Source organism: Streptomyces coacervatus (genome assembly GCF_029223485.1).
Taxonomy (GTDB): Bacteria; Actinomycetota; Actinomycetes; order Streptomycetales; family Streptomycetaceae; genus Streptomyces; species Streptomyces coacervatus.
The window spans coordinates 122667-148963 of sequence record NZ_JARHTP010000022.1; the positions used below are offsets into that span (position 1 = coordinate 122667).

15 protein-coding genes are annotated in these 26297 nt (G+C 69.8%); 12 read left to right on the top strand and 3 right to left on the bottom strand.

The genetic code is table 11. From position 1 onward, the window contains the following. Nucleotides 1–170: 170 nt before the first annotated feature. Genes P2Q00_RS41235 through P2Q00_RS41250 form a run of 4 tightly spaced genes read left to right on the top strand, consistent with a single transcriptional unit; the run spans nucleotide 171 to nucleotide 7395 of the window. A complete protein-coding gene (locus tag P2Q00_RS41235) occupies nucleotides 171–1979 on the top strand; it encodes an ABC transporter ATP-binding protein (protein WP_275779783.1) in 1809 nt (602 codons plus the stop codon). Then, nucleotides 1976–3835, top strand: a complete 1860-nt coding sequence (locus P2Q00_RS41240; protein ID WP_275779784.1) for an ABC transporter ATP-binding protein — start codon at nucleotides 1976–1978, stop codon at nucleotides 3833–3835. The genes P2Q00_RS41235 and P2Q00_RS41240 overlap by 4 nt, the downstream gene beginning before the upstream one ends. Nucleotides 3836–3859: 24 nt before the next feature. Further along, nucleotides 3860–5644 carry an ABC transporter transmembrane domain-containing protein gene (locus P2Q00_RS41245; RefSeq protein WP_275779785.1) on the top strand — a complete coding sequence of 595 codons (1785 nt, stop codon included), beginning with the start codon at nucleotides 3860–3862 and terminating at the stop codon, nucleotides 5642–5644. A 47-nt stretch (nucleotides 5645–5691) separates the two neighbouring features. Further along, the gene (locus tag P2Q00_RS41250) at nucleotides 5692–7395 is read left to right on the top strand and encodes an ABC transporter ATP-binding protein (RefSeq protein ID WP_275779838.1); all 1704 of its coding nucleotides are present in this window, start codon (nucleotides 5692–5694) and stop codon (nucleotides 7393–7395) included. 30 nt (nucleotides 7396–7425) lie between these two features. On the opposite strand, the gene P2Q00_RS41255 is transcribed toward P2Q00_RS41250, so the two are convergent. Both P2Q00_RS41255 and P2Q00_RS41260 read right to left on the bottom strand, forming a co-directional pair. After that, nucleotides 7426–7761, bottom strand: coding sequence for a P-II family nitrogen regulator (locus tag P2Q00_RS41255; protein WP_275779786.1), 336 nt, complete (start codon nucleotides 7759–7761; stop codon nucleotides 7426–7428). 25 nt (nucleotides 7762–7786) lie between these two features. Then, nucleotides 7787–9217: an ammonium transporter gene (locus P2Q00_RS41260; RefSeq protein ID WP_275779787.1), complete on the bottom strand. Its 1431-nt coding sequence runs from the start codon at nucleotides 9215–9217 to the stop codon at nucleotides 7787–7789. Nucleotides 9218–9564: 347 nt separating this feature from the next. On the opposite strand from P2Q00_RS41260, the gene P2Q00_RS41265 reads away from it, so the two are divergent. The 3 genes from P2Q00_RS41265 (at nucleotide 9565) to P2Q00_RS41275 (ending at nucleotide 14069) form a co-directional block, all read left to right on the top strand. Next, nucleotides 9565–11580, top strand: a complete 2016-nt coding sequence (locus P2Q00_RS41265; RefSeq protein WP_275779788.1) for a M4 family metallopeptidase — start codon at nucleotides 9565–9567, stop codon at nucleotides 11578–11580. Nucleotides 11581–11816: 236 nt separating this feature from the next. Then, complete coding sequence (locus tag P2Q00_RS41270; protein WP_275779789.1) at nucleotides 11817–13481, top strand: M4 family metallopeptidase; 1665 nt, start codon at nucleotides 11817–11819, stop codon at nucleotides 13479–13481. Nucleotides 13482–13550: 69 nt separating this feature from the next. Beyond that, nucleotides 13551–14069, top strand: a complete 519-nt coding sequence (locus tag P2Q00_RS41275; protein WP_275779790.1) for a DUF1990 domain-containing protein — start codon at nucleotides 13551–13553, stop codon at nucleotides 14067–14069. A gap of 132 nt (nucleotides 14070–14201) precedes the next feature. Here P2Q00_RS41275 and P2Q00_RS41280 read toward each other — a convergent pair whose 3' ends face one another. Then, complete coding sequence (locus P2Q00_RS41280; RefSeq protein WP_275779791.1) at nucleotides 14202–16820, bottom strand: glycosyltransferase family 1 protein; 2619 nt, start codon at nucleotides 16818–16820, stop codon at nucleotides 14202–14204. Between the two features lie 261 nt (nucleotides 16821–17081). Here P2Q00_RS41280 and P2Q00_RS41285 point away from each other — a divergent pair, with 261 nt between their 5' ends. The 5 genes from P2Q00_RS41285 (at nucleotide 17082) to glgB (ending at nucleotide 26264) form a co-directional block, all read left to right on the top strand. Then, a complete protein-coding gene (locus P2Q00_RS41285; RefSeq protein ID WP_275779792.1) occupies nucleotides 17082–18284 on the top strand; it encodes a S8 family peptidase in 1203 nt (400 codons plus the stop codon). A gap of 228 nt (nucleotides 18285–18512) precedes the next feature. Next, complete coding sequence (locus P2Q00_RS41290; RefSeq protein ID WP_275779793.1) at nucleotides 18513–20606, top strand: alpha-1,4-glucan--maltose-1-phosphate maltosyltransferase; 2094 nt, start codon at nucleotides 18513–18515, stop codon at nucleotides 20604–20606. Then, nucleotides 20603–22303, top strand: coding sequence for a maltose alpha-D-glucosyltransferase (gene treS / locus P2Q00_RS41295; RefSeq protein ID WP_275779794.1), 1701 nt, complete (start codon nucleotides 20603–20605; stop codon nucleotides 22301–22303). The genes P2Q00_RS41290 and treS overlap by 4 nt, the downstream gene beginning before the upstream one ends. 95 nt (nucleotides 22304–22398) lie before the next feature. After that, nucleotides 22399–23793, top strand: a complete 1395-nt coding sequence (locus P2Q00_RS41300; RefSeq protein WP_275779795.1) for a maltokinase N-terminal cap-like domain-containing protein — start codon at nucleotides 22399–22401, stop codon at nucleotides 23791–23793. Between the two features lie 38 nt (nucleotides 23794–23831). Next, nucleotides 23832–26264: a 1,4-alpha-glucan branching enzyme gene (gene glgB, locus P2Q00_RS41305; protein WP_275779796.1), complete on the top strand. Its 2433-nt coding sequence runs from the start codon at nucleotides 23832–23834 to the stop codon at nucleotides 26262–26264. Nucleotides 26265–26297 lie beyond the last annotated feature (33 nt).

The following is a 26297-nucleotide window of genomic DNA, read 5'->3' on the forward strand; positions in this document are numbered from 1 at the left end:
TCGGCCGTCACGCTCGAAGAGACATCGACCGATCGGTTGATGCGCGGCTACGACCCCTGCTGCCGCGGCGTCCGACCCCTCGAACGCGCAGGTCGTAGGACCAGCGGCCGATTCGGGTCCGGCCAAAACTCGGTGGGCGTTGTCAGTGCCGGTCCGTAGGCTCACAGACGATGCCCACGACACGTGCAACCACCAAGGAACCCCCGAAGACCGGCGACCGATCCGCCGTACGCACGCTGCTGCGCCTGTGGCCGTACGTACGGCCCGTGCGGGTGCGGCTGTTCACCGCCGCGTTCGTCGCCGTGCTCGCCTCGTGCACGGGGCTCGTGATCCCGCTTGTCCTGAAGTGGATGGTCGACGGGCCGGTCGCGGACCGGGATCCGGCGGGCGTGTGGCTCGGGGCGCTGTACCTGCTGCTCCTCGGGCTCGCGGAGGCGCTGCTGTTCGGGCTGCGGCGGTGGCTGGTGGCGCGGCCGCTCTCCGGCATCGAGGCGGGGATGCGGGCGGATCTGTACCGGCATCTGCAGCGGCTGCCGGTCGCCTTCCACGACCGGTGGGCGTCGGGGCAGCTGCTGTCGCGGGGCACGACGGATCTGATGCTGCTGCGTATGTTCCTCGCCTTTCCACTGACGTTCCTGCTGGTCAACGGGGTGACGATTCTCGTCGGCGTGGTGATCATGCTGCTGCAGGACTGGACGCTCGGGCTGGTGATCCTGGGGCCGGCCGTCCCCGTGATGGTCACCTGCCTGATCTTCGAGAGGCGGTACGCCCATGTGGCGCGGCTCGCGCAGGACCAGGTCGGCGATCTGACGACGGTCGTCGAGGAGAGCGTGCTCGGGATCCGGATCATCAAGGGGTTCGGGCGGCACCGCAGCCAGGCGCGGGCGTTCCGGGAGCTGTCGCGGACGCTGCGGGGGACGGAGCTGCGGAAGGCTCGGCTGCTCGCCACGATCTGGGGGGTCATTGTGACGCTGCCGGAGGTGGCTATTGGGGCGGCGTTGGTGCTGGGGGCGGTGCAGGTTGCCGATGGTTCGCTGTCCGCGGGGACGTTGGTGGCCTTCTTGTCGACGGCGCTTGCTCTGCGGTGGCCGGTGGATTCCATCGGGTTCTTGCTTGCGATGAGCCAGGAGGCGGCGACCGCCACGGAGCGGTACTTCGAGGTAATGGACGAGGCCCCTGAGGAGCCGACCGCTGTACCAAGCACCGACTCAACTGGCGGGAAGGACAACGGACTTCGGTTTCACGACGTGCGTTTCCGCTACCCCGACGCCCCCTACGACTCCCCTCCCGTCCTCGACCGCATAGACCTCCACATCCGCCCCGGCGAGTCCATGGCTCTGGTGGGCGCCACTGGCAGCGGCAAGACGACCCTCACTGCTCTCGTGCCCCGTCTCCACGAGGTCACGTCCGGCCGGATAACCCTGGACGGTGAGGACATCACCGCGATGTCCCGGGAAGCGCTGCGCGCCCTCGTCGCCGTCGCCTTCGAGGAGCCCACGCTCTTCTCCGCGAGCGTCGGGGACAACGTGCTCATGGGAGCCGCCGACAGTGCGGGTGCCGCCGAGCTGAATCGGGCGCTCTCCGTTGCGCAGGCCGACTTCGCGCATGCGTTGCCTCAGGGGACGGACACCCAGGTCGGCGAGCAGGGCCTCAGTCTCTCCGGTGGGCAGCGGCAGCGGCTGGCGCTGGCGCGGGCCGTCGTGGGAAGACCCAGGTTCCTCGTTCTGGACGACCCCTTGTCCGCCCTCGACGTGCACACCGAGGCCGCTGTCGAGGCCGCCCTGCGGGACGTCCTCGCGGACACCACGGCGCTGATCGTGGCCCACCGCCCGTCCACTGTGCTGCTCGCCGACCGCGTCGCGCTGCTCTCCCGCGGCCGGATCACCGCCGTCGGCACACACCACGAACTGCTGCGCTCGAACGCCGAGTACGCCCACCTCATGTCCGGTACCGGGGAAGCGGAGGAAGACGACCGATGACGGCCCCCACCACCTCCCTGCCCACGGCGGACGACGAGCCGGACCTCCCCCGCCTCAAGGACTCCGCCGACCCCTTCGACCACGACGTCCTGCCCACTCCCCCGGGCGCCACCGCCGGCCTGCTGCGCTCCCTGCTCGTCCCCATGAAGGCCCGTGTCGCCGTCACCACGCTTCTGCTGCTGCTCCAGCAGGCGGCGGTCCAGGCGGGCCCGCTGCTGGTGGCGTATGCGATCGACCGGGCCGTACCGGCGTTCCGGGACCACGACCGCGGCCCGCTGATCGCGGTGGCCGTGGCCTATCTGCTGTGCGCGCTGGTCTCCGGCGGGCTGCAGTACGCGTTCATCAGCGCCTCCGCCCGCGTCAGCCAGGACGTGCTGCTCGATCTGCGCGGCCGCATCTTCAGGCATGCGCAGGCGCTGAGCATCGACTTCCACGAGCGCTACACCTCGGGCCGGCTGATCTCGCGGTCGACGGCGGACGTGGAGTCGTTGCGGGAGCTGCTCAACGAGGGGCTGCAGGAACTCATCACGGTCGTCCTGTCCTTCGTCTACATCTCCGCGATGCTGCTCTGGCTCGACCTGGGGCTCGGCGCCCTCGCGGTGGCGTCCTTCGTGCCGCTGTACCTGCTCGTACGGGTCTACCAGCGGCGCGCGGTACGGGTGTACCGGGTGCGGTCCACGGCCACCGCGGCCGTCATCGTCAAGTTCGTCGAGACCATGAACGGCATCCGCCCGGTGCGCGCCTTCCGCCGCGAGGCCGCCAACGACGCCGACTTCCGGGTGCTCAACAAGCGCCACGAGCGGGTCAACGGCGACGCGATGCTGGAGATGGCCCGGTATGTCGTCGGCTCCCGGCTGGTCGCCAACACGGCCGTCGCGCTGATCGTGCTGTGGGGCGCATACCGGGTGGCGGGCGGCTCGCTGGAGCTGGGCGTGCTGGCGGCCGCCGTCCTGTACCTGCGCCGCCTCTACGACCCCATCGACCGGCTCGGCATGTTCCTGAACTCGTACCAGTCGGCGGCGGCCTCACTGGAGAAGATCGCCGGGCTGCTGGCCCAGACGCCGTCCGTGCCTGAGCCGTCAACTCCCCTGGAACTTCCGGCACTTGAGAGCGAGCACCCGGGCCGCGAGGTCGTCTTCGACGGCGTTCGCTTCGGCTATCGCACCGGCGGCGAGGTGCTGCCGGCCTTCGATCTCACGATCCCGGCCGGGCAGACGGTCGCGGTCGTCGGCTCGACGGGCGCCGGCAAGTCGACGCTCGCCAAGCTGCTGGCCCGCTTCTACGACCCGTCCGACGGCCGGGTCCTGCTGGACGGCGTCGACCTGCGCGAGCTGGCCGTGCCCGAGTTGCGGCGCGGGGTGGTGATGGTGACGCAGGAGGCGTTCCTGTTCTCCGGCACGGTCGCCGAGAACATAGCCATCGGCCGCCCCGACGCGACCCGCGAGCAGATCGAGCAGGCCGCGAAGGCGATCGGTGCGCACGAGTTCATCAGCGCACTGCCCGACGGGTACGACACGGACGTACGCAAAAGAGGCGGCCGTATCTCCGCGGGCCAGCGCCAACTCGTGGCCTTCGCCCGGGCGTTGCTCGCCGACCCGGCCGTGCTGATCCTCGACGAGGCGACCAGCTCGCTGGACGTCCCGGGCGAACGGGCCGTGCAGCGAGCGATGCTGACGGTCCTGCGCGGCCGTACGGCGGTCGTCATCGCGCACCGGCTGTCGACCGTCGAGATCGCGGACCGGGTGCTGGTCATGGAGCACGGGAGGATCGTGGAGGACGGCAGCCCGGCCGAACTCATCGCCGGGACGGGGCGGTTCGCGGATCTGCACCGTGCGTGGCGGGACAGTCTGGCGTAGCGGACGCAACAGGGACGGGGGCACATGATCGACGCGTACGAGGATCCCGGGACGCCCGACTGCCGCGGCGGCCGGCACTTCCTGTGGTGGCTGGTGAAGTGCCAGTGGGGCAGATGTCTCGCCGGGGCGCTGCTCGCCAGTGTGTGGATGGTGCTGATGGCGGCGGCGCCGTACCTGATGTCCCGGGCGATCGACGACGGGCTCGTGCCGGGCCGCCTGGGCGTCCTGGCCTGGTGGACCGTCGTGCTCTTCGTGGTCGGCGCGGTCAACGCGTGGCTGAGCATCATGCGCCACCGCACCATGACGCGGGTACGGCTGGACGCCAACTTCCGCACGGTCAAGGTGGTCGTGGGGCACGCGGTCCGGCTGGGCGCCGCGCTGCCGCGCCGGGCGGGGGCCGGCGAAGTCGTCACGATCGGCGTCGGCGATGTGCTGACGATCGCCCAGTCCCTGACCGTCGTCGGCCCCGGGGCCGGCGCCGTGGTCGTCTACGCGGTCGTGGCCGGACTGCTTCTCTCCGTCTCGACGCAGCTGGCCGCGGTGGTCCTCCTCGGAGTGCCGCTGATCGCGCTGTGCGCCGGGCCGCTGAGCGTACGGCTGCAGGGCGTGGAGACCGAGTACCGGCAACGGCAGGGCGTGCTGACCGCCCGCATCGGCGACCTCGCGGGCGGCCTGCGCGTGCTCAACGGCCTGGGCGGCAAGGGCCTGTTCGCGGACGCGTTCCGACGCGACTCGCAGCGCCTGCGGGCCCAGGGCTACCGGGTGGGCTCGGTGGCCAGCTGGATGCAGGCGTTCGGCGTGGGCCTGCCGACACTGTTCCTGGCCCTGGTGACCTGGCTGGCGGCCCGGCTGGCCGCCCAGGGGGACATCAGCGTGGGCGAGTTGGTGGCGGTGTACGGCTATGTCGCGGTGCTGGTGGGCCCGGTGGCGTTCTTCATCCAGATGACCTACGAACTGGGCCGCGGAGTGGTGGCCGCACGTCGGGTCGTACGCCTGCTGGGCCTGGAGCCGGAGCCGGACGAGGGCACACAGCCGGGGCCGGCGGAGCCGTCCGCCCTGCACGACCCCACCTCGGGCGTACGGGTACTCCCGGGCCGGCTGACCGCCCTGGTCTCCGCCCGCCCTGCCGACACCGAGGCCGTGATGGACCGCCTCGGACGCTACGCACCATCACAGGCGACCTGGGGCGGCACCCGGCTGGACGCAATCCCGCTGGCAGAGGTCAGGTCACGCATCCTGATGGCCGACAACGAGTCCCACCTGTTCGCAGCCACCCTGAGCGAAGTACTGGGCGGCCCGGCTTTTGCTTTCAGGGGCGCGGGGAACTGCGCGACCAGCCACGACGAACCCGCACACGCCAGACAACAATCCGAGGCACCCTCAGAGGCGCACCTCACCCAAGCAATACACGCAGCAGCAGCCGACGACATCGTCCAGGGCCTCCCCGAAGGCCTGGCTTCACTGGTAACCGCAGAAGGGCGAAGCCTCTCCGGCGGCCAACGCCAACGCATCCGCCTGGCCAGGGCACTCGCAGCCGACCCCGAAGTCCTGCTCGCCGTAGAACCGACTTCGGCGCTGGACGCCCACACGGAGTCCACGGTCGCAGCCCGCCTCCGCGAGGCCCGCGAGGGCCGCACCACACTACTGACCACCACCTCCCCCCTGGTCCTCGACCGGATGGACGCCGTCCACTACTTGGTGGACGGCAAGGTCGCAGCGACCGGAACCCACCGGGAACTGCTGGCCCAAGTACCCGGCTACCAGGCGCTCGTGGCCCGGGACAACGATGCCGAGGAGGTCGTACGGTGACGACAGGCCACCTCCCCGTCGCCGAACCCGCCGCCGTGCGCCGCGCCATGCTCCGGCTGATGCAAGCAGACCGCAGAGCCTTCGCAGCCGCACTCGCACTGAACGCACTGGCCGCCGCGGCCGGTCTCGCCGGACCGTGGCTGCTCGGCCGCATCGTGGACGAGGTCCGGACCGGTCACGGCGTCGCGGCCGTGGACCGCCTGGCGGTCGGCATCCTCGTCGCCTCGCTGGCCCAGCTGCTGCTGGCCCGCTGGGCCCGCTATGTGGGCCACCGCTTCGGCGAGCGCACACTCGCCCGGGTGCGCGAGGAGTTCGTCGACCGGGCACTGGCGATGCCCGCGTCGGTGGTGGAGCGGGCCGGCGCCGGCGATCTCACCGCGCGCGGGACGGCCGACGTGAGCACCGTGGGCACCACGCTGCGTGACGTCGGGCCCGAACTGTTGGTCAGCACCGTGCAGGCGCTGTTCATCATGGGCGCCGTCTTCGCGCTCGACCCGCTGCTGGGTCTCTTCGGGGTGCTCGGGCTGACGCCCATCTGGTGTGCGCTGCGCTGGTATCTGCGCCGGGCCCGCGACGGCTATCTCGCGGAGGGCGCGGCCACCTCGGAGGTCGCCGAGATCCTCGCGGCGACCGCGTCCGGGGCCCGCACGGTGGAGGCGTTCGGGCTGCAGGAGCGGCGGATCGCGGCGAGCCGGGACGCGCTGGACACCTCACGGCGGACCCGCCTCTACACCCTGTTCCTGCGCAGCGTGTTCTTCCCGGCGGTCGAGGTGTCGTACACCGTCCCCGTGGCGGGGGTGCTGCTGGTGGGCGGGGTGCTGCACGCGCGCGGGGCGGTGGGGCTCGGTGACGTGGTGGCGGCCGCGCTGTATCTGCGGCAGTTCACCGAACCGCTGGACCAGATCCTGATGCGGGTGGAGCAGCTGCAGAGCAGCAACGCCTCGTTCGCCCGGGTGGAGGGCCTGGCCGCGGCCCCGCGGTCCGCCCCGGACGAGGACTCGCCCGTCCCCGCCGACGACCGTATCGACGTGGCCGGCGTGCGCTACTCCTACGACCGCGGCGGCGAGGTGCTGCACGGCGTCGACCTGACCGTACGGCCCGGCGAGCGGCTCGCGGTGGTCGGGCCGTCCGGCGCCGGGAAGACCACGCTCAGCCGGCTCCTCGCGGGCGTCGACGCGCCCACCGAGGGCAGGGTGACCGTCGGCGGGGTGCCCGTCGTCGGCCTCGGCCCCGAGCAGCTGCGCCGCCAGGTCGTCCTGGTCACCCAGGAGCACCATGTGTTCCTCGGCTCGGTCCGCGACAACCTGCGTATTGCCGAACCGGCCGCCACGGACGAGGAGTTGTGGGCGGCGCTGACGGCGGTGGGCGCCGACGACTGGGTGCGCGAACTGCCGGACGGCCTGGACACCCCGCTCGGCGAGGGAGGTTCCCGCACCGACGGCTCCCAGGCGCAGCAACTCGCCCTCGCCCGGGTGGTCCTGGCCGACCCGCACACCCTGATCCTCGACGAGGCCACCGCCCTCCTCGACCCGACGACCGCCCGCCACACCGAGCGCGCCCTGGCCGCCGTGCTGGAAGGCCGCACGGTCATCGCCATCGCCCACCGCCTGCACACCGCCCATGACGCGGACCGGGTGGCCGTGATGGAGGACGGCCGGCTGTCCGAACTCGGCACGCACGACGAACTGGTGGCGGCCGAGGGCGCGTACGCGGCGCTGTGGCACACCTGGCACGGCGAGCCGTCGCCGTAGGAATCACGGGAGACACAGGAGGCACAGGAGTCACACTGCGTCCGGCCCCCGCTCCCGCGTCCTGATCCGCACCACCTCCTCCACCGGCGTCACCCACACCGTGCCGCCGCCCGTGCCGCGGGCGCCCGCGGCACGGATGACGCGGACCAGGTCGGCGGCGTCGAAGTCGAGGGTGAGGATGTCGAGGCGGAGCTGCGGGGCGAGGTTCACGCGGTACTCGCTGCCCCGGTAGATCTCCACCCGGACGGTCCTGGGCACATACGCCTGCACCTCTGTCACGGTCACTCCGCGCACCCCGAAGGACTGCAGTGCCTTCATGACGTCGGGGACGCGGTGCGGGGGGAGGACCGCGGTGACGAGTTTCATGGGGAGCTCCTCAACTCCCCGTCCCTCAGCCGGAGTCCGGTTCCACCGCCTCCTTCTGCGGGCTCGGCGCAGGTGCCGAAGCGGCCACCGGGACCGGTTCCGCCGCCGACGCCACCGCCGTCTCCGCCGGGTACGCCTCCTCGTCGTGCACCGCGAGGTCGCCGCTCTCCAGCACCGCGTCGGGCGCCCGGAGTTTCACGAACAGGCCGATGCCCTTGAGGATCAGGAAGGTCATCACGGCGTCGTAGAGGATGATCGTGCCGGCCGACCCCGCCTGCTTCCACAGCTGGTCGAAGTTGCCGTAGAGCCAGCCGCTGGTGGAGAAGGCCGTGGAGCCGTCCTTGTTGAGGTAGACCGCCATGGCGGGGTCGGCGAAGATGCCGACCAGCAGGCCGCCCGCCAGGCCCGCGATGCCGTGGGTGTACACCACCCCGAGCGCGTCGTCGACCTTGTTGAAGGGCCGGACCTTGGAGAGGTAGTTCCAGGCCAGCCAGACGATCGACGACGCGATGATGCCGATGTAGATCGCGCCGATGCCGGTCACGAAGCCCGCCGCCGGGGTGATCGCGACAAGCCCCACGATCATGCCGTTGATGCCGCCGAGGAAGGTCGGCTTGCGCTGCGGGCCCGCGAACATGTCCCACAGCACCCACACCAGCAGCGCAACCGCCGTACAGAGATTGGTGTTGAGGACGGCGGCAGCGGCGTTGTGGCCGCCGAAGTACATGTCACCGCCGTTGAAGCCGTTCCAGCCGAGCCAGAGGATGCCCGCGCCGACCGCGACCATGGGGAGGTTGTTGGGGACGCCGTGCGCCCGGTCGCGGGCGAGGCGCGGGCCGATCACCGCGGCCGCCACGAAGCCCGAGGTGCCGGCGGCGAGATGGATCACGTAGCCGCCCGAGTAGTCGAGCGCGCCCTGGGCCGCCCACCAGCCGCCGCCCCACAGCAGGAAGGCGTTGACGGTGTAGACGAGGGTCGACCACAGGGGGACGAAGAGCAGCCATGCGCGGATGTTCATGCGTCCGATCACGCTGCCCATGAAGAGCAGGGGCGTGATCGCTGCGAACGCGAAGTGGAAGTACGCCAGCGTGGACTGGGAGAAGCGGAAGTGCGGCATCAGGTCGGTGCCGTTGATCAGCGGTATCCATGCCTGCTGCTGTTCGCTCGCCGAGCCGACGATCGTGCCGGGGCGGCCGACGAAAGCGCCGAGGATGCCGGGCCAGTGGGAGTTCAGGGGTTCGCCGAACCCCATCTTGAACTCCCAGAGCACCCAGCCGACCAGGACCAGCGAGAAGCCGGTGAAAGCCATGAACATGGTGTTCACGACCCACTTGCGCTGGACCAGACCACCGTAGAGGATCGCGATACCGGGGATGCTCATCATTCCGACGAGCGTGGCCGCGACGAGTTGCCAGGCGTTGTCGCCGGCGTCGAGCCATGAGGGATAGGGGATCACTGCACCGTCAACTCCCCTCCAGGGAGCGGCGGTCCGGCGACCGCCGGTTGCACGGCAGGATCCTGCCGGAGCTGTTGCCCCTCGGTTCCGGGGGCATGTCGCCGGAGCAAATTTCCGCTCACGATCCAACACGCGGTCCGCATAACGAACATGAACACCCGGACAACGAACCATTTCCGGCCAACTTCGTGACGCGCTCCTGACAGGGCGAGAATCTCCTGCCACCCTTCCCACAGCTTCAACACAGCAACCCCACAAGCTCCATCCCCATGTTCTGCCCGGTCGGTCGACCCACCGTCCGGATCTCCCTGGCCGCGCAACCCGCGGCCACGCAGAAGGAGTCAGTGTTGAGAAGCAGTTCCTCTCGCAGACGCACCTCCCACATCGTCGCCGTCGCCGGCGTCACCGCCCTGCTCGCCGCGGCCGTCCAGTCGGGCGCCGCGTCCGCCGCCCCGGCCTCGTCCACGAGCAAGGCCCACGCGGCCGTCAAGCTCTCCCCCTCCCAGCGCGCCGAGCTGATACGCGACGCCGACACCGCCCGCGCACAGACCGCCAAGGACATAGGCCTCGGCGCCAAGGAGAAGCTGGTCGCCAAGGACGTCGTCAAGGACACCGACGGCACCCTGCACACCCGCTACGAGCGCACCTACGACGGCCTCCCGGTCCTCGGCGGCGACCTGGTCGTCGACACCGCCAAGTCGGGCGCCACCAAGGGCGTCATCAAGGCGACGAACGCGGCCATCAAGGTCTCCGACGTCACCCCTGACATCACCAAGGCCGCAGCCGAGCAGCAGGCCGTGAAGCGCGCGAAGGCCCTCGGCTCCACCAAGTCCACCGCCGACAGCGCCCGCAAGGTGATCTGGGCGGCGAGCGGCAAGCCGGTCCTCGCGTACGAGACGGTCATCGGCGGCTTCCAGGACGACGGCACCCCGAACCAGCTGCACGTCATCACCGACGCCACCACCGGCAAGAAGCTCTTCGAGTACCAGGGCATCGAGAACGCGACCGGCACCGGCAACACGCAGTACAGCGGCACGGTCTCGCTGACGACGACCCAGTCGGGCTCGAACTACAACCTGACCGACGGCGACCGCGGTGGCCACAAGACGTACAACCTGAACCACGGCACGTCCGGCACCGGCACGCTGTTCTCGCAGACCAGCAACACGTGGGGCAACGGCACCACGTCGAACGCGGGGACCGCGGGCGCGGACGCGCACTACGGGGCCGCGGAGACCTGGGACTTCTACAAGAACACCTTCGGCCGCAGCGGCATCAAGAACAACGGCGTCGGCGCCTACTCCCGCGTCCACTACGGCAATTCGTATGTGAACGCGTTCTGGGACGACGGCTGCTTCTGCATGACGTACGGCGACGGGTCCAACAACGCGGACCCGCTGACCTCGCTGGACGTGGCGGGCCACGAGATGACCCACGGCGTCACCTCCAACACCGCGGGTCTCAACTACAGCGGCGAGTCCGGCGGCCTCAATGAGGCGACCTCGGACATCCTCGGCGGCGTCGGCGTCGAGTTCTACGCCAACAACTCGTCCGACCCGGGCGACTACCTCATCGGCGAGAAGATCGACATCAACGGCGACGGCACCCCGCTGCGCTACATGGACAAGCCCAGCAAGGACGGCGGCTCCGCCGACTCCTGGTACTCGGGTGTCGGCAACCTCGACGTGCACTACTCCTCGGGTGTCGCCAACCACTTCTTCTATCTGCTGAGCGAGGGCAGCGGCGCCAAGGTCATCAACGGCGTCAGCTACAACTCGCCCACCGCGGACGGGCTTCCGGTCACCGGCATCGGCCGGGACAAGGCGCTGGCGATCTGGTACCGGGCGCTGACCACGAAGTTCACGTCCACCACCAACTACGCGAGCGCCCGCACCGGCACGCTCGCGGCGGCGGGTGAGCTGTACGGCACCACGTCCACCGAGTACAAGGCCGTGCAGGACGCGTGGGCGGGCGTCGCGGTCGGCTCTCGCTCCGGCGGGGGCGGCGGGACCGGGACGTCGTACGAGAACACCACCCCGCTGTCGATCCCGGACAACGGGCCGGCCGTCAGCTCGTCGATCACCGTCTCCGGCAGGAGCGGAAACGCGCCAAGCAACCTCCAGGTGACCGTGGACATCACGCACACCTGGCGGGGCGACCTGGTGATCGATCTGCTCGGTCCCTCGGGCACCGCGTACCGCCTGAAGAACTTCAGCTCCTCGGACTCGGCCGACAACGTAAAGGCGACCTACACGGTCAACGCCTCCTCCGAAGCGGCCAACGGGACCTGGAAATTGAGGATCCAGGACCAGGCCGCGCAGGACGTCGGCACGCTCAACAGCTGGAAGGTGACGTTCCCGTAGACCGCGCGTAGCGGCATCGGAAACAGGGCGCCGTCCCGGGTTCAACTCCCCGGGGCGGCGCCCGTTTACATACCTGAAACGTTAACCAGACAGTCGATTTTCAGCCAACATCACTTGGGGGTCATGACATGTACGCGCCTTGATGACACTCTTCCCCACAACCGCCGCACAACTTCACAGCAACTCCGGCCGGGCGCCCCACGCCGTGCCGGACTCCCCCACCACAAGGAGCTTGTGTGACCCCCCTCTACGCGCGTCACAAGCGCTCGACTCTGGCCATCGCAACCGCCGTTGCCGCCGGAGCCCTGCTCACCACCGGTCTGACCACCGGTTCGGCCGCCGCCCAGACCAAGGCGGACTCCACGGCCACGGCCCGTACGGCCGGCGCCCCCGCCGCGCTCTCGGCCACGTCCCGCACCGCTCTCATCCAGAAGGCGCAGGACAACGTTGCCGCGACGGCTCAGCAGATAGGCCTCGGCACCAAGGAAAAGCTGGTCGTCAAGGACGTCGTCAAGGACGCCGACGGCACGGTCCACACCCGCTACGAGCGCACCTACGCGGGCCTGCCGGTCCTCGGCGGCGACCTGGTCGTCGCGACGAAGTCCGGCAAGACCGAGAGCGTCACCAAGGCGACGAAGGCGGCCATCAAGGTGGCCTCGCTCAAGCCGCAGATCGCCACCGCCAAGGCCGAGAAGCAGGCGCTGACCGCCGCCAAGGCCGCGGGCTCTGACAAGACCTCGGCCGACAAGGCCCGCAAGGTCATCTGGGCCGGCTCCGGCAAGCCCGTCCTCGCCATCGAGACCGTGGTCGGCGGCCTCCAGGACGACGGCACCCCGAACGCGCTGCACGTCATCACCGACGCGGCCACGGGCAAGAAGCTCTTCCAGTACCAGGCCATCGAGAACGCGACCGGCACCGGCAAGACGCTGTACTCGGGCACGGTCAGCCTCACCGTCACCCAGTCGGGCTCGACGTACAACCTGACCGACGCCAGCCGCGGCGGCCACAAGACGTACAACCTCAAGCGGGCCACCTCCGGCACCGGCACGCTGGTCTCCAGCTCGTCCAGCACCTTCGGCACCGGCACCGCCTCCAGCTCCTCCAGCAACCAGACGGCCGCCGCCGACGCCGCCTATGGCGCGCAGGAGACCTGGGACTACTACAAGTCCACCTTCGGCCGCAGCGGCATCAAGAACGACGGCGCGGCCGCCTACTCCCGCGTCCACTACGGCAGCTCGTACGTCAACGCCTTCTGGGACGACGACTGCTTCTGCATGACGTACGGCGACGGCGAGAGCAACACGGACCCGCTGACCTCGCTGGACGTGGCCGGTCACGAGATGACCCACGGCGTCACCGCCAACACCGCGGGCCTGGACTACAGCGGCGAGTCCGGCGGCCTCAACGAGGCGACCTCCGACATCCTCGGCGGCGTCGGCGTCGAGTTCTACGCCAACAACGCGTCCGACCCGGGCGACTACCTCATCGGCGAGAAGATCGACATCAACGGCGACGGCACCCCGCTGCGCTACTTCGACAAGCCCAGCAAGGACGGCGGCTCGGCGGACTCCTGGTCCTCCTCCGTCGGCAACCTGGACGTGCACTACTCGTCCGGTGTCGCGAACCACTTCTTCTACCTGCTGGCCGAGGGCAGCGGTTCGAAGACGATCAACGGCGTCAGCTACAACTCGCCGACGTCCAACGGCTCCACGGTCACCGGCATCGGCCGGGACAAGGCGCTGCAGATCTGGTACAAGGCGCTGACCGAGTACTTCACCTCGACCACCAACTACAAGGCGGCCCGCACGGGCACGCTGTCGGCGGCGGCCGACCTGTACGGGTCCAGCAGCACCGAGTACAAGACGGTCGCCGCGGCCTGGTCCGCGGTCAACGTGAGCTGACCCGAGGGGGGTTGGCTGGCGGTACCCGGGAGGAAGGCATTCCCGGGTACCGCCCTACTCTTGTGTCCCATGCGCCTGGAGGACTTCACCTACGACGACGTCGGCGGCACCCGCCGACGCGGTTTCTGCCCGCCGGGCTTCCGCCCCCTGGACGTGCGCACGCGCATCGGTGAGGGGGAACCCTGCTTCCGCAGAGCGGCCGACGCGGTCCTCAGCTGGGAGATGCACCGGGAACTGGGCGTGGGCATCGACGCGAGCGCGGACCGCGCCGCCCCGGACGTCGACGTCACCGTCACGCTCGCCGGGGTGATCAAGGCCCCGTGCCGCATCATCTACACGGTCGACGAACCCCGCCGCGCGGGCTGGGCGTACGGCACGCTGACCGGGCACCCGGAGTGCGGCGAGGAACTCTTCGTCGTGGAACGGACGGGCGACGGCACGGTGTGGCTGACGGTGTCCGCGTTCAGCAGGCCCGCGAAGTGGTATGCGAAGGCCGGCGGCCCGGCCACACGGGGGCTGCAGAACGCTTACGCGCGGCGGTGCGGGAAGGTTCTTCAGCAGTTGTGCGCGCCGCTCTCCGAGGGGTGAGCGGGGTCTGGGAGCGCCGTCCCTGGGGGCTGCCGCCCCCAGACCCCCGCTTTCGGCCTGAACGGCCTCGTCCTCAAACGCCGGACGGGCTGAAAAGCCTGAAGCACCGGACGGGCTGAAAGCGCGCGCCCCTCACCGCATCAGCACCCCTGCGCCCTCTCCCGTCTCCTCCGAAGGCACCGCCACCAAGCCCAGCTCCACCCCGGACGCCAGCAGTCGATGGGCCGGCAGGATGCGGACCGTGTAGCCGTAGGGGCCGGTGCGGTCCAGGGAGAGCGGGCCCTCGTACACCCACCTGCCCTCCGGGTCGGGGCCGCCCGCCGGTTTCAGCGGGACCGTCGCCGCGTCCGCGATGCGGTCCTCCGGGTCGACGCGGCCCGAGACCGCCTGGACCTCCACGTCCTCCGGGCCCAGCTCGCCGAGGCCCACCCGCACCCGCAGTGCCAGGGTGCTGCCGAGTTCCGCGGTGGCCGTGGCGGCGGACGTCTCCACATGGTCGACGGTGACGCCGTGCCAGGCGTCCCGCACCCGTGCCTTCCAGACGGCGAGTTCGCGCGCGGAGTCGGGGTCCATGGCACGGTGCGCGTGGGCGGCCGGTGCGTAGAGGCGCTCGACGTACTCGCGGACCATGCGGCCGGCCAGCACCTTCGGGCCGAGCAGGGTGAGGGTCTGGCGGACCATCTCGATCCACCGATCGGGCAGGCCGTACTGACCCCGTTCGTAGAAGCGGGGGGCCACTCGCTGTTCCAGCAGGTCGTATAGCGCTTCTGCCTCTATGGCGTCGCGGTGGTCGGGGTCGGTGCCCGCGCCGTCGGCCGTGGGGATCGCCCAGCCGAAGTCGGGCTGGAACCATTCGTCCCACCAGCCGTCCAGGACCGAGAGGTTGAGACAGCCGTTCAGCGCCGCCTTCATGCCGGACGTACCGCAGGCCTCCAGGGGGCGGAGCGGGTTGTTGAGCCAGATGTCGCAGCCGGGGTAGAGCTTCTGCGCCATCGCCATGCCGTAGTCGGGGAGGAAGACGATGCGGTGGCGGACCCGTGGGTCGTCCGCGAATCGGACCAGCTCCTGGACCAGGCGTTTTCCGCCGTCGTCCGCCGGGTGCGCCTTGCCCGCGACGACGATCTGGATGGGCCGCTCAGGGTGGAGGAGGAGGTCCATCAGGCGGTCGCGGTCGCGCAGCATCAGGGTCAGGCGCTTGTACGACGGGACGCGCCGCGCGAAACCGATGGTCAGGACGTCCGGGTCCAGGACCCCGTCGATCCACCCCAACTCGGCCGTCCCGGCGCCGCGTTGCCGCCAGGAGGCGCGCAGCCGTACCCGCACCTCGTCCACCAGCTGCTCGCGCAGGTTGCGGCGCAGCTCCCAGATGTCCTGGTCGGCGATGTCCCCGACCGCGTCCCAGCGGTCCGAGCCGCCGACGGTCAGCGCGTCCTCGGTGCGCTGGGCGCCGATCTGCCGGGCGCCGAGCCGGAACACCTCGGGGGCGACCCAGGTGGGCGCGTGCACCCCGTTGGTCACGGAGGTGATCGGCACCTCGTCGGGGTCGAATCCCGGCCACAGGCCGGAGAACATCTCGCGGCTGACGTGGCCGTGGAGGAGGGAGACGCCGTTGGCGCGCTGGCCCAGACGCAGGCCCATCACGGCCATGTTGAAGAGGTTCGGTTCGCCGCCGGGGTAGGTCTCCATGCCGAGCCGCAGGATGCGTTCGACGTCGATGCGCGGGAGCTCGGCGTCGGGGCCGAAGTGGTGGGCGACCAGCTCACGGTCGAAACGGTCGATACCGGCCGGGACGGGGGTGTGGGTGGTGAAGACGGTCCCGGCGCGGACCGCCTCCAGCGCGGAGTCGAAGTCCAGCCCGCCGTCGCAGAGTTCGGCGATGCGCTCCAGGCCCAGGAAGCCGGCGTGGCCCTCGTTGGTGTGGAAGACCTCGGGGGCGGGGTGGCCGGTGAGGCGGCAGTACGTCCGCACCGCCCGCACACCCCCTATGCCGAGCAGCATCTCCTGCAGCAGGCGGTGCTCGCTGCCGCCGCCGTAGAGCCGGTCGGTCACCTGTCGCTCGCCGAGGTCGTTCTCCTCGACGTCCGAGTCGAGCATCAGCAGCGGGACGCGGCCGACCTGGGCGAGCCAGATACGGGCATGCAGCTGCCGGCCGCCGGGCAGGGCGAGGGAGACCTGGGCAGGGGTGCCGTCGGGTTCCTCCAGGAGGGCGACGGGCAGCTCGTTGGGGTCCAGGACCGGATAGTGCTCCTGCTGCCAGCCGTCCCGGGACAGCGACTGGCGGAAATAGCCGTGCCGGTAGAGGAGGCCCACGCCGACCAGGGGTACGCCGAGGTCGCTGGCCGCCTTCAGATGGTCGCCGGCGAGGATGCCGAGGCCGCCGGAGTACTGGGGCAGGGCGGCCGTGATACCGAACTCGGGCGAGAAATAGGCGATGGCGGCGGGGAGTTCGCCGGAATGGGTCTGGTACCAGCGGTCGCCGGTCATGTAGTCGTCCAGGTCGCCCGTGACCTCCGTCAGCCGGCGCAGGAAGCGGTGGTCCCCGGCCAGCTCCGCGAGCCGCGCCGGCGACACGCTGCCCAGGAGCCGTACGGGATCGCCGTCCGAGGCGGCCCAGCGCTCGGGGTCGACGGACTGGAACAGGTCGCGGGTCTCCGCATGCCAGGACCAGCGCAGATTGCGGGCCAGATCGCTGAGCGGCCTCAGGGGTTCGGGGAGAACGGGTCGGACGGTGAATCGACGGATCGCCTTCACTTTCCACCTCGACGCGTGTCGCTGTGCGGACGCACAACGCTGTGCGCCTCGTCGTCAACCTCGACGGTATCCGTGTGGAGGCCTTCGCAACCACGGCACGTCCAAGAGCACGCCACACTCCTACGCCGTCCGGAAAACGACGCAACCTTCACGCGTCCGCCATGGCCGACATGGCCGATTCCGCCCCCATAGGCCCTCTTGTGGGCCTTCTACACCACACGAGAGGCTGCCAAGTGGAGTCAATGGAGGGGAATTCGGACCATGGCACGGACGCGAACACGGCGTCTGCGCTTGACAGGGGGTCTGACCGCGGTGGCCTGTGCCACCACGCTTTCGGCCATCACCCTGCCTGCGCACGCCGCACCGGAGGGGCAGATACTCGGCGCCGGTGAGCCCGGCTCCGTCAGCGGAAGTTATCTCGTGACGCTCAAGGGGGGAACGAAGGCTCCGTCGGCGACCGGAAAAGGCATCGCCGAGAAGTACGGGGCGAAAATAAGCCACACCTACGGCTCGGTCCTCAACGGCTACGCCATCAAGGCGAACGAGAGACAGGCCAGGCGTCTCGCGGCCGACTCCCAGGTCGCCTCGGTCGTCCAGGACACCCGCGTGTCCCTCGACCACACCCAGAAGAACCCGCCGTCCTGGGGCCTGGACCGGATCGACCAGCCGAGCCTGCCGCTGGACAGGAGCTACACCTGGCCCGAGTCCGCGGGCAAAGGGGTCACCGCGTACGTGATCGACACCGGCATCCGGATCACGCACAAGGACTTCGGCGGCCGGGCGAGCTACGGCTGGGACTTCGTCGGAAACGACAGGACCGCAGCCGACGGCAACGGACACGGCACCCATGTCGCCGGCACCATCGCCGGCACGGCGTACGGCGTCGCCAAGCAGGCCAAGGTCGTCGCGGTCCGGGTCCTCGACAACGACGGCTCCGGTACGACGTCGCAGGTCATCGCGGGCATCGACTGGGTGACCAAGCACGCGAGGAAACCGGCGGTCGCCAACCTCAGCCTGGGCGGCTACTACAACGCCCAGCTGGACGCGGCCGTACGCAACTCCATCGCGTCGGGCGTCACGTACGCGGTTGCCGCGGGGAACGACGGCCTCCCGGCCGCCCTCTACTCCCCGGCGGACGTGAAGGAGGCCATCACGGTCGGCGCGACCGACAGGACGGACGCACGGGCGAGCTTCTCCAACTTCGGCTCGGTCGTGGATCTGTTCGCCCCCGGAGTGTCGATCACCTCGGACTCGTACGCGAGCGACACCGGAAAGGCGACCTTCTCCGGTACGTCGATGGCGACCCCACACGTCACGGGCACGGCCGCGCTGTATCTGGCCGACCATCCGAGGGCCACGCCGGCCCAGGTCTCCAAGGCACTCGTCAAGCTGGCGGTGTCCGGGAAGGTCTCCGGCCGGGGCCTCGGCTCGCCGGACGAACTTCTGCAGGTACCACCTTCTTAGTGGCACAGTCCCCGGACCGGTCCCGTTCGTTCACGAACGGGACCGGTCTTGTGTGTAGACATACGCGTGAGTAGTTAACAAAGTGCCGGATTGCACACCCGAATAGGGTGGGAAGGCTCCTCCGGTACACGCCCCAGGTACTTCACAGGAACACCACGCAGCACCACCCGCAGGACCCACCTCCCCACAGCCATCCGCCCACCCACGTTGACGCGGACAGGAGCGGTCATGCCCGCCACGCACCACTCGTCAGCACCCCCGACGACCAGCACCGAAGCACCCCCCGTGCGTCCCGCCGACGCCGGACCGCCGGCCCCGGAGCCACCCTCCGCGGGCGACGTCGCCGGCATCGGGCGCATACCGGTCCTCGACGTCCGCCCGATCGTCCAGCACGGGCGCAGGCCGGCCAAGGCCGTGACCGGCGAGTCGTTCGAGATCTCGGCCACCGTGTTCCGCGAGGGCCATGACGCGGTCGCGGCCAACGTCGTCCTGACCGATCCGGAGGGCCGTCCCGGCCCCTGGACCCCGATGCGGGAACTGGCCCCCGGCACCGACCGCTGGGGCGCGACCGTCACCGCGGGCGAAATCGGCCACTGGACGTACACCGTGGAGGCCTGGGGCGACCCGGTCACCACCTGGCGGCACCACGCCCAGATCAAGATCCCGGCGGGGATGGACACGGAGCTGGTGCTGGAGGAGGGCGCGCGGCTGTATGAGCGTGCGGCCGCCGGGATGCCGGGAGTGGAAGGTGACATTGCACTGGCCGCCGTCGATGCCCTGCGGGACGAGACCCGCCCGGCCGCCGCACGGCTGGCGGCGGCGTTGACGCCGGAGGTGGACGCGGTGCTGGCGCGGCATCCGCTGCGGGAGTTCGTCACCGCCTCGCAGACGCTGCCGCTGCTGGTGGAGCGCGAACGCGCCCTGTACGGCGCCTGGTACGAGTTCTTCCCCCGCTCCGAGGGCACCCAGGACCAGCCGCACGGCACCTTCCGCACCGCCGCCCGCCGCCTCCCGGCCATCGCCGCCATGGGCTTCGACGTCCTGTACCTGCCGCCCATCCACCCGATCGGCACCACCTTCCGCAAGGGCCGCAACAACACCCTCTCCGCCGGCGCGGACGATGTCGGCGTGCCCTGGGCGATCGGCTCCCCCGAGGGCGGCCACGACGCGGTGCACCCGCAGCTGGGCACGATCGAGGACTTCGCCTGGTTCGTGCAGGAGGCGCGCGACAACGGCCTGGAGATCGCCCTCGACTTCGCCCTGCAGTGCTCCCCCGACCACCCCTGGGTACAGAAGCACCCCGAGTGGTTCCACCACCGCCCCGACGGCACCATCGCGTATGCGGAGAACCCGCCGAAGAAGTACCAGGACATCTACCCGATCGCGTTCGACGCCGACCTGGACGGACTGATCGCCGAGACCCTGCGGGTGCTCAGGCTGTGGATGGGCCACGGGGTGCGGATCTTCCGCGTGGACAACCCGCACACCAAACCGGTCCTCTTCTGGCAGCGGGTGATCGCCGACATCAACGCCACCGACCCCGACGTGATCTTCCTGGCCGAGGCGTTCACCCGCCCGGCCATGATGCACACCCTGGCCCAGACCGGCTTCCAGCAGTCCTACACCTACTACACCTGGCGCAACACCAAGGCCGAGCTGACCGAGTACCTCACCGAACTGTCCGGCGAGGCCGCCGCCTACATGCGGCCCAACTTCTTCGTCAACACCCCCGACATTCTGCACGAGTTCCTCCAGCGCGGCGGCCGCCCCGCCTTCGCACTCCGCGCCGTCCTGGCCGCCACCCTCTCCCCCACCTGGGGCGTCTACTCCGGCTACGAACTGTGCGAGAACGTTCCGCTGCGGGACGGCAGCGAGGAGTATCTGGACTCGGAGAAGTACCAACTCAAGCGCCGGGACTGGGAGACGGCCGAACGCGAAGGCCGCACCATCACCCCCCTCATCACCGAGCTCAACACCATCCGGCGCACCAACCCCGCCCTCCGCCAACTGCGCGACCTCCACTTCCACCACGCGGACCAGGAAGCCGTGATCGCGTACTCGAAGCGGAGCGGCTCGAACACGGTTCTGGTGGTCGCCAACCTCGACCCGCACCACACCCAGGAAGCCACGGTCTCGTTGGACATGCCGCAACTCGGCCTGGAATGGCACGAGTCGGTGCCGGTACGCGACGAGCTCACCGGCGAGACCTATCACTGGGGCAGGTCCAATTACGTACGCCTCGAACCGGGCACCCGTCCGGCGCACGTATTCACCGTCCTGCGACCGTCCAACCCGCAGATCGGGGGGTCACCCACAAAATGATCGTCAACGAACCCGTTCCGGACACCTTCCAGGACACCCCAGCCAAGGACCGGGACCCGGATTGGTTCAAGCGCGCGGTCTTCTACGAGGTCCTCGTCCGCTCCTTCCAGGACAGCAACGGCGACGGAGTCGGCGACCTCAAGGGCATCACCGCCAAACTCGACTATCTGCAATGGCTGGGCGTCGACTGCCTGTGGCTGCCGCCCTTCTTCAAGTCCCCTCTGCGGGACGGCGGTTACGACGTCTCGGACTACACGGCCGTTCTCCCGGAGTTCGGTGACCTCGCCGACTTCGTCGAATTCGTCGACGCCGCCCACCAGCGCGGCATGCGCGTCATCATCGACTTCGTCATGAACCACACCAGCGACCAGCACCCGTGGTTCCAGGAATCGAGGAAGGACCCCGACGGGCCCTACGGCGACTACTACGTCTGGGCCGACGACGACAAGCAGTTCCCCGACGCGCGGATCATCTTCGTCGACACCGAGGCCTCCAACTGGACCTTCGACCCGGTCCGCAAGCAGTACTACTGGCACCGCTTCTTCTCCCACCAGCCGGACCTCAACTACGAGAACCCGGCCGTCCAGGAGGAGATGATCTCCGCGCTGCGCTTCTGGCTGGACCTGGGCATCGACGGCTTCCGCCTGGACGCGGTGCCGTACCTCTACCAGCAGGAGGGCACCAACTGCGAGAACCTGCCCGCCACCCATGAGTTCCTCAAACGGGTACGGAAGGAGATCGACGCCTCGTACCCGGACACGGTGGTGCTGGCGGAGGCGAACCAGTGGCCGGAGGACGTCGTCGACTACTTCGGCGACTTCGAGAGCGGCGGCGACGAATGCCACATGGCATTCCATTTCCCGGTCATGCCGCGCATCTTCATGGCGGTACGACGGGAATCCCGCTACCCGGTCTCGGAAATCCTCGCCAAGACCCCCGCCATCCCCTCGAACTGCCAGTGGGGCATCTTCCTGCGCAACCACGACGAGCTGACCCTGGAAATGGTCACCGACGAGGAACGCGACTACATGTGGGCGGAATACGCGAAGGACCCGCGTATGCGCGCCAACATCGGGATCAGGCGGCGGCTTGCGCCTTTGCTCGACAACGACCGCAACCAGATAGAGCTGTTCACCGCCCTGCTCCTGTCGCTCCCGGGCTCGCCGATCCTCTACTACGGCGACGAGATCGGCATGGGCGACAACATCTGGCTCGGCGACCGGGACGCCGTACGCACCCCGATGCAGTGGACACCTGATCGCAACGCAGGTTTTTCGTCCTGTGACCCCGGGCGGCTGTTCCTGCCGACCATCATGGACCCCGTCTACGGCTACCAGGTCACCAATGTCGAGGCGTCGATGTCGTCGCCCTCGTCGCTGCTGCACTGGACCCGCCGGATGATCGAGATCCGCAAGCAGAACCCGGCCTTCGGACTCGGGTCCTACACGGAGCTCCAGTCGTCCAACCCGGCCGTCCTGGCCTTCCTTCGGGAGTACGAGGACGATCTCGTGCTGTGCGTGCACAACTTCTCGCGGTTCGCGCAGCCGACGGAGCTGGATCTGCGGATCTTCAACGGGAGGCATCCGGTGGAGCTGTTCGGCGGGGTGCGTTTTCCGGCCATCGGTGAGCTGCCGTACTTGCTGACCCTCGGCGGGCACGGCTTCTACTGGTTCCGGCTCCGCAAGGACCCCGCATAGCGCCTCGCAGAACCCGGGATGGGGCGGTTTCCCCTGTCCCACCCGGGGCACGCATCAGTAACACCCCGACCACCCGGGGAAAGGAATGTGACACCATGGCGGAAACTGTCACAATTTCCGGCACCACAAGTCCTGGCCTGCTCGCCTCCCTGGATCCACTCCTGCGGGAATGGCTGCCACGGCAGCGCTGGTTCGCCGGCAAGGGACGGCCGGTCACCGGGTTCTCGCTGGTCGCCGCCACCGAGCTGCTGCCGGCCGACGGCCGGCTCGGCCTCCACCACCTGCTGGTACGCGCCCATCAGCCGCTCACGCTCGGCGCCGAGCCGCACCCCGGCGACTGCTACCAGCTGCTGATAGGCGTGCGCGAGGCGCTGCCGCCCCGGCTCGCGCCCGCGCTGATCGGACATGTGGATCAGGGCCCGCTCACCGGACGGACGGTGTACGACGCCCTGTACGACCCCCGGCCCGCCGAGCTGCTCCTGGAGGCGCTGCGCACCCGGGCCCGGATCGGCGGGCTGCGCTTCGAGCGGGAGCCCGGCCGGGAGATCCGGACCGGTCTGGTCCCGCGGGTGGTGACGGCCGAGCAGTCGAACTCGTCCGTCGTCTACGGAGATACGTTCATCCTCAAGCTCCTGCGCCGGATCGTGCCCGGCGTCAACCCCGACCTGGAACTGCCGCTGGCGCTCGCCCACGAGGGCTGCCCGCGGGTGCCCGCACCGACGGCGTGGCTCACGGCCGAGCTGGCCGGGGAGTCGGAGTCGTACGTACTCGGCGTGCTCCAGCCGTTTCTGCAGGGCGCGACGGACGGCTGGGAGCTGGCGCTGCGGGAGCTGGCCAAGGGCGAGGACTTCGGCGCCGAGGCAAGAGCGCTGGGCCGCGCCACGGCCGAGGTGCACACGGCACTCGCCCGCGCGCTGCCGACCGTCACCCTGGGCCACACCCAGATGCAGCTGCTGGCCGACGGCATGATCGAGCGCCTCGACGCGGCCGCACAGGCGGTGCCCGCGCTGCGGCCGTACGCCCCCGCCCTGCACTCCGCGTTCACGGCGCTCGCCGACCTCGCCGCGGAGGGCCGTACCTGGACCGCGCAGCGCATCCACGGGGATCTGCACCTCGGGCAGTGTCTGCGCTCGCCGGCCGGTCAGTGGTGGCTGATCGACTTCGAGGGCGAGCCGTCCAAGCCGCTGGCCGAACGGCGGATGCCGCAGCCGCCGGTGCGGGACATCGCGGGCATGCTGCGGTCCTTCGACTACGCGGCCCACTCCGCAGTTCCGCAGGCAGAGGGCTGGGCAGAGACGTGCCGGGCGGCCTACTGTTCCGGGTACGCCGAGGTCAGCGGCCACGACCCGCGCACCGACCCGGTACTGCTGCGTGCCTACGAGACGGACAAGGCGATCTACGAAGTCGTCTACGAGGCCCGCCACCGCCCCGACTGGCTCCCCGTGCCGATGGCGGCAATAGAGCGTTACGCCGCGTCCGACCTCCACTGACCCGACCCGACCTCACCTTCGCCGAGGAGGCGCCGCCCGTGACCCCCCGCCCCACGCCCAGCGGTTCGGATCCGAAGAAGAAGGCCGCGAAGGCCGCGGAGAAGGCGACCGAGCCCAAGAAGTCGGTGAAGAAGGCGGCGGCGAAGACCACCGCAAAGAAGGCCACCGCAAAGAAGAGCACGGCCAAGAAGACCGCCACCAAGAAGACCGCTGCCAAGAAAGCCACTGCCAAAAAGACCGTCACCGCCGCAAAGAAGATCACCGTCACCGCCCTGGCCCCCGCCGCACCGCCGGAGGTGCCCGCGAGCGACCGTGAGCGGCTGCTCGCCGGTACCCATCACGATCCGCACACGGTGCTGGGCGCCCACCCGGTCCCCGGCGGGGTCGCCTTCCGGGTCTTCCGGCCGTACGCGCTGTCCGTGACCGTCGTCGCCGCCGGTCTGCAGGCCGAGCTGCACGACGACGGGGACGGGTTCTTCTCCGCCCTGCTGTCCCTGACCGAAGTCCCCGAGTACCGGCTCCTCGTGCGGTACGAGGGGACGGTCCAGGAGGCCGAGGACGCGTACCGCTTCCTGCCCACGCTGGGCGAGCTCGATCTGCACCTGATCGGCGAGGGCCGGCACGAGTATCTGTGGCAGGTGCTCGGCGCGCATCCGATGACCCACCAGGGCGTGGCCGGCACCCGCTTCTCCGTGTGGGCGCCGAACGCACGCGGTGTGCATGTGGCCGGCACCTTCAACTTCTGGGACGGCACCGGCCATCCGATGCGCTCGCTCGGCTCCTCCGGCGTCTGGGAGCTGTTCGCGCCCGGGATCGGCGAGGGCGAGCTGTACAAGTTCGAGATCACCCGGCCGGACGGTTCGAAGACCCTGCGCGCCGACCCGCTGGCCCGCCGCACGGAGGCCCCGCCGAACACGTCGTCCGTCGTCACCGCCTCGCACCACGAGTGGCACGACGCGGCATGGCTGGAGCAGCGTGCCGACGCCCCCGCGCACGAGGCGCCGTTCTCCGTCTACGAAGTCCATCTGCCGTCCTGGCGCCCTGGTCTGACGTACCGTCAACTGGCCGACCAGCTCCCCGCATACGTCAAGGACCTCGGCTTCACCCACGTCGAACTGATGCCGATCGCGGAGCACCCCTTCGGCGGCTCCTGGGGCTACCAGGTCACCGGCTTCTACGCCCCAACGGCCCGCCTAGGCACCCCCGACGACTTCAAGTACCTGGTCGACGCGCTGCACCAGGCGGGCATCGGCGTCCTGATGGACTGGGTACCGGCGCACTTCCCGCGGGACGACTGGGCGCTTGCGGAATTCGACGGCCGCACCCTGTACGAGCACGAGGACCCGCTCCGCGCCGCGCACCCCGACTGGGGCACGCTGGAGTTCGACTACGGCCGCCGCGAGGTACGCAACTTCCTGGTGGCGAACGCGATTTACTGGTGCGAGGAGTTCCATGTCGACGGTCTGCGCGTCGACGCGGTCGCCTCCATGCTCTACCTCGACTACTCGCGCGAGCCCGGCCAGTGGGTCCCGAACGAGCACGGCGGCCGGGAGAACCTGGACGCGGTGGCGTTTCTGCAGGAGATGAACGCGACGCTGTACCGGCGGGTGCCGGGCGTGGTCACGATCGCCGAGGAGTCGACGGCCTGGGACGGCGTCACGCGGGCCACGCACCACCGGGGTCCCGGCGGCTTCGGAGGCCTCGGCTTCGGCCTCAAGTGGAACATGGGCTGGATGCACGACTCCCTCGACTACATGAGCCATGAGCCGGTGCACCGCAAGTACCACCACAACGAGATGACGTTCTCGATGGTGTACGCGTACAGCGAGAACTACGTGCTGCCCATCTCGCACGACGAGGTGGTGCACGGCAAGGGCTCCCTGGTGTCGAAGATGCCGGGAGACTGGTGGCAGCAGCGCGCCAACCTGCGCGCCTACCTGGGCTTCATGTGGGCCCACCCGGGCAAGCAACTCCTCTTCATGGGCCAGGAGTTCGCGCAGGGCGCGGAGTGGTCGGAGGCGCACGGCCCCGACTGGTGGCTCCTGGACCCGGCGTACGGCGCGGAACCCGACCACCGCGGGGTCCGCGACCTGGTCCGCGACCTCAACATCGTCTACCGCCACACCCCCGCCCTGTGGCAGCGGGACACCGACCCGTCCGGCTTCCAGTGGATCGTCGGCGACGCGGCGGAGGAGAACGTCTTCGCGTTCCTGCGCCTCGCCGCCGACGGCACCCCGCTCCTGGCGGTCTCCAACCTCTCCCCCGTGGTCCGCCACGACTACCGTCTGGGCGTCCCCGACGACGTCCCCGCCTGGCACGAGTCCCTGAACACCGATATCGCGAAGTACGGCGGCAGCGACGTCACCAACCCGGACGTCATCAAGCCGGAACCCCAGGGCCACCACGGCCGCCCGGCAAGCATCAGGCTGACGCTGCCCCCACTGGCGACGGTGTGGCTGCGCCCGGCCTAGTTTTTGCTCCTCAAACGCCGGAGGGGCTGATTT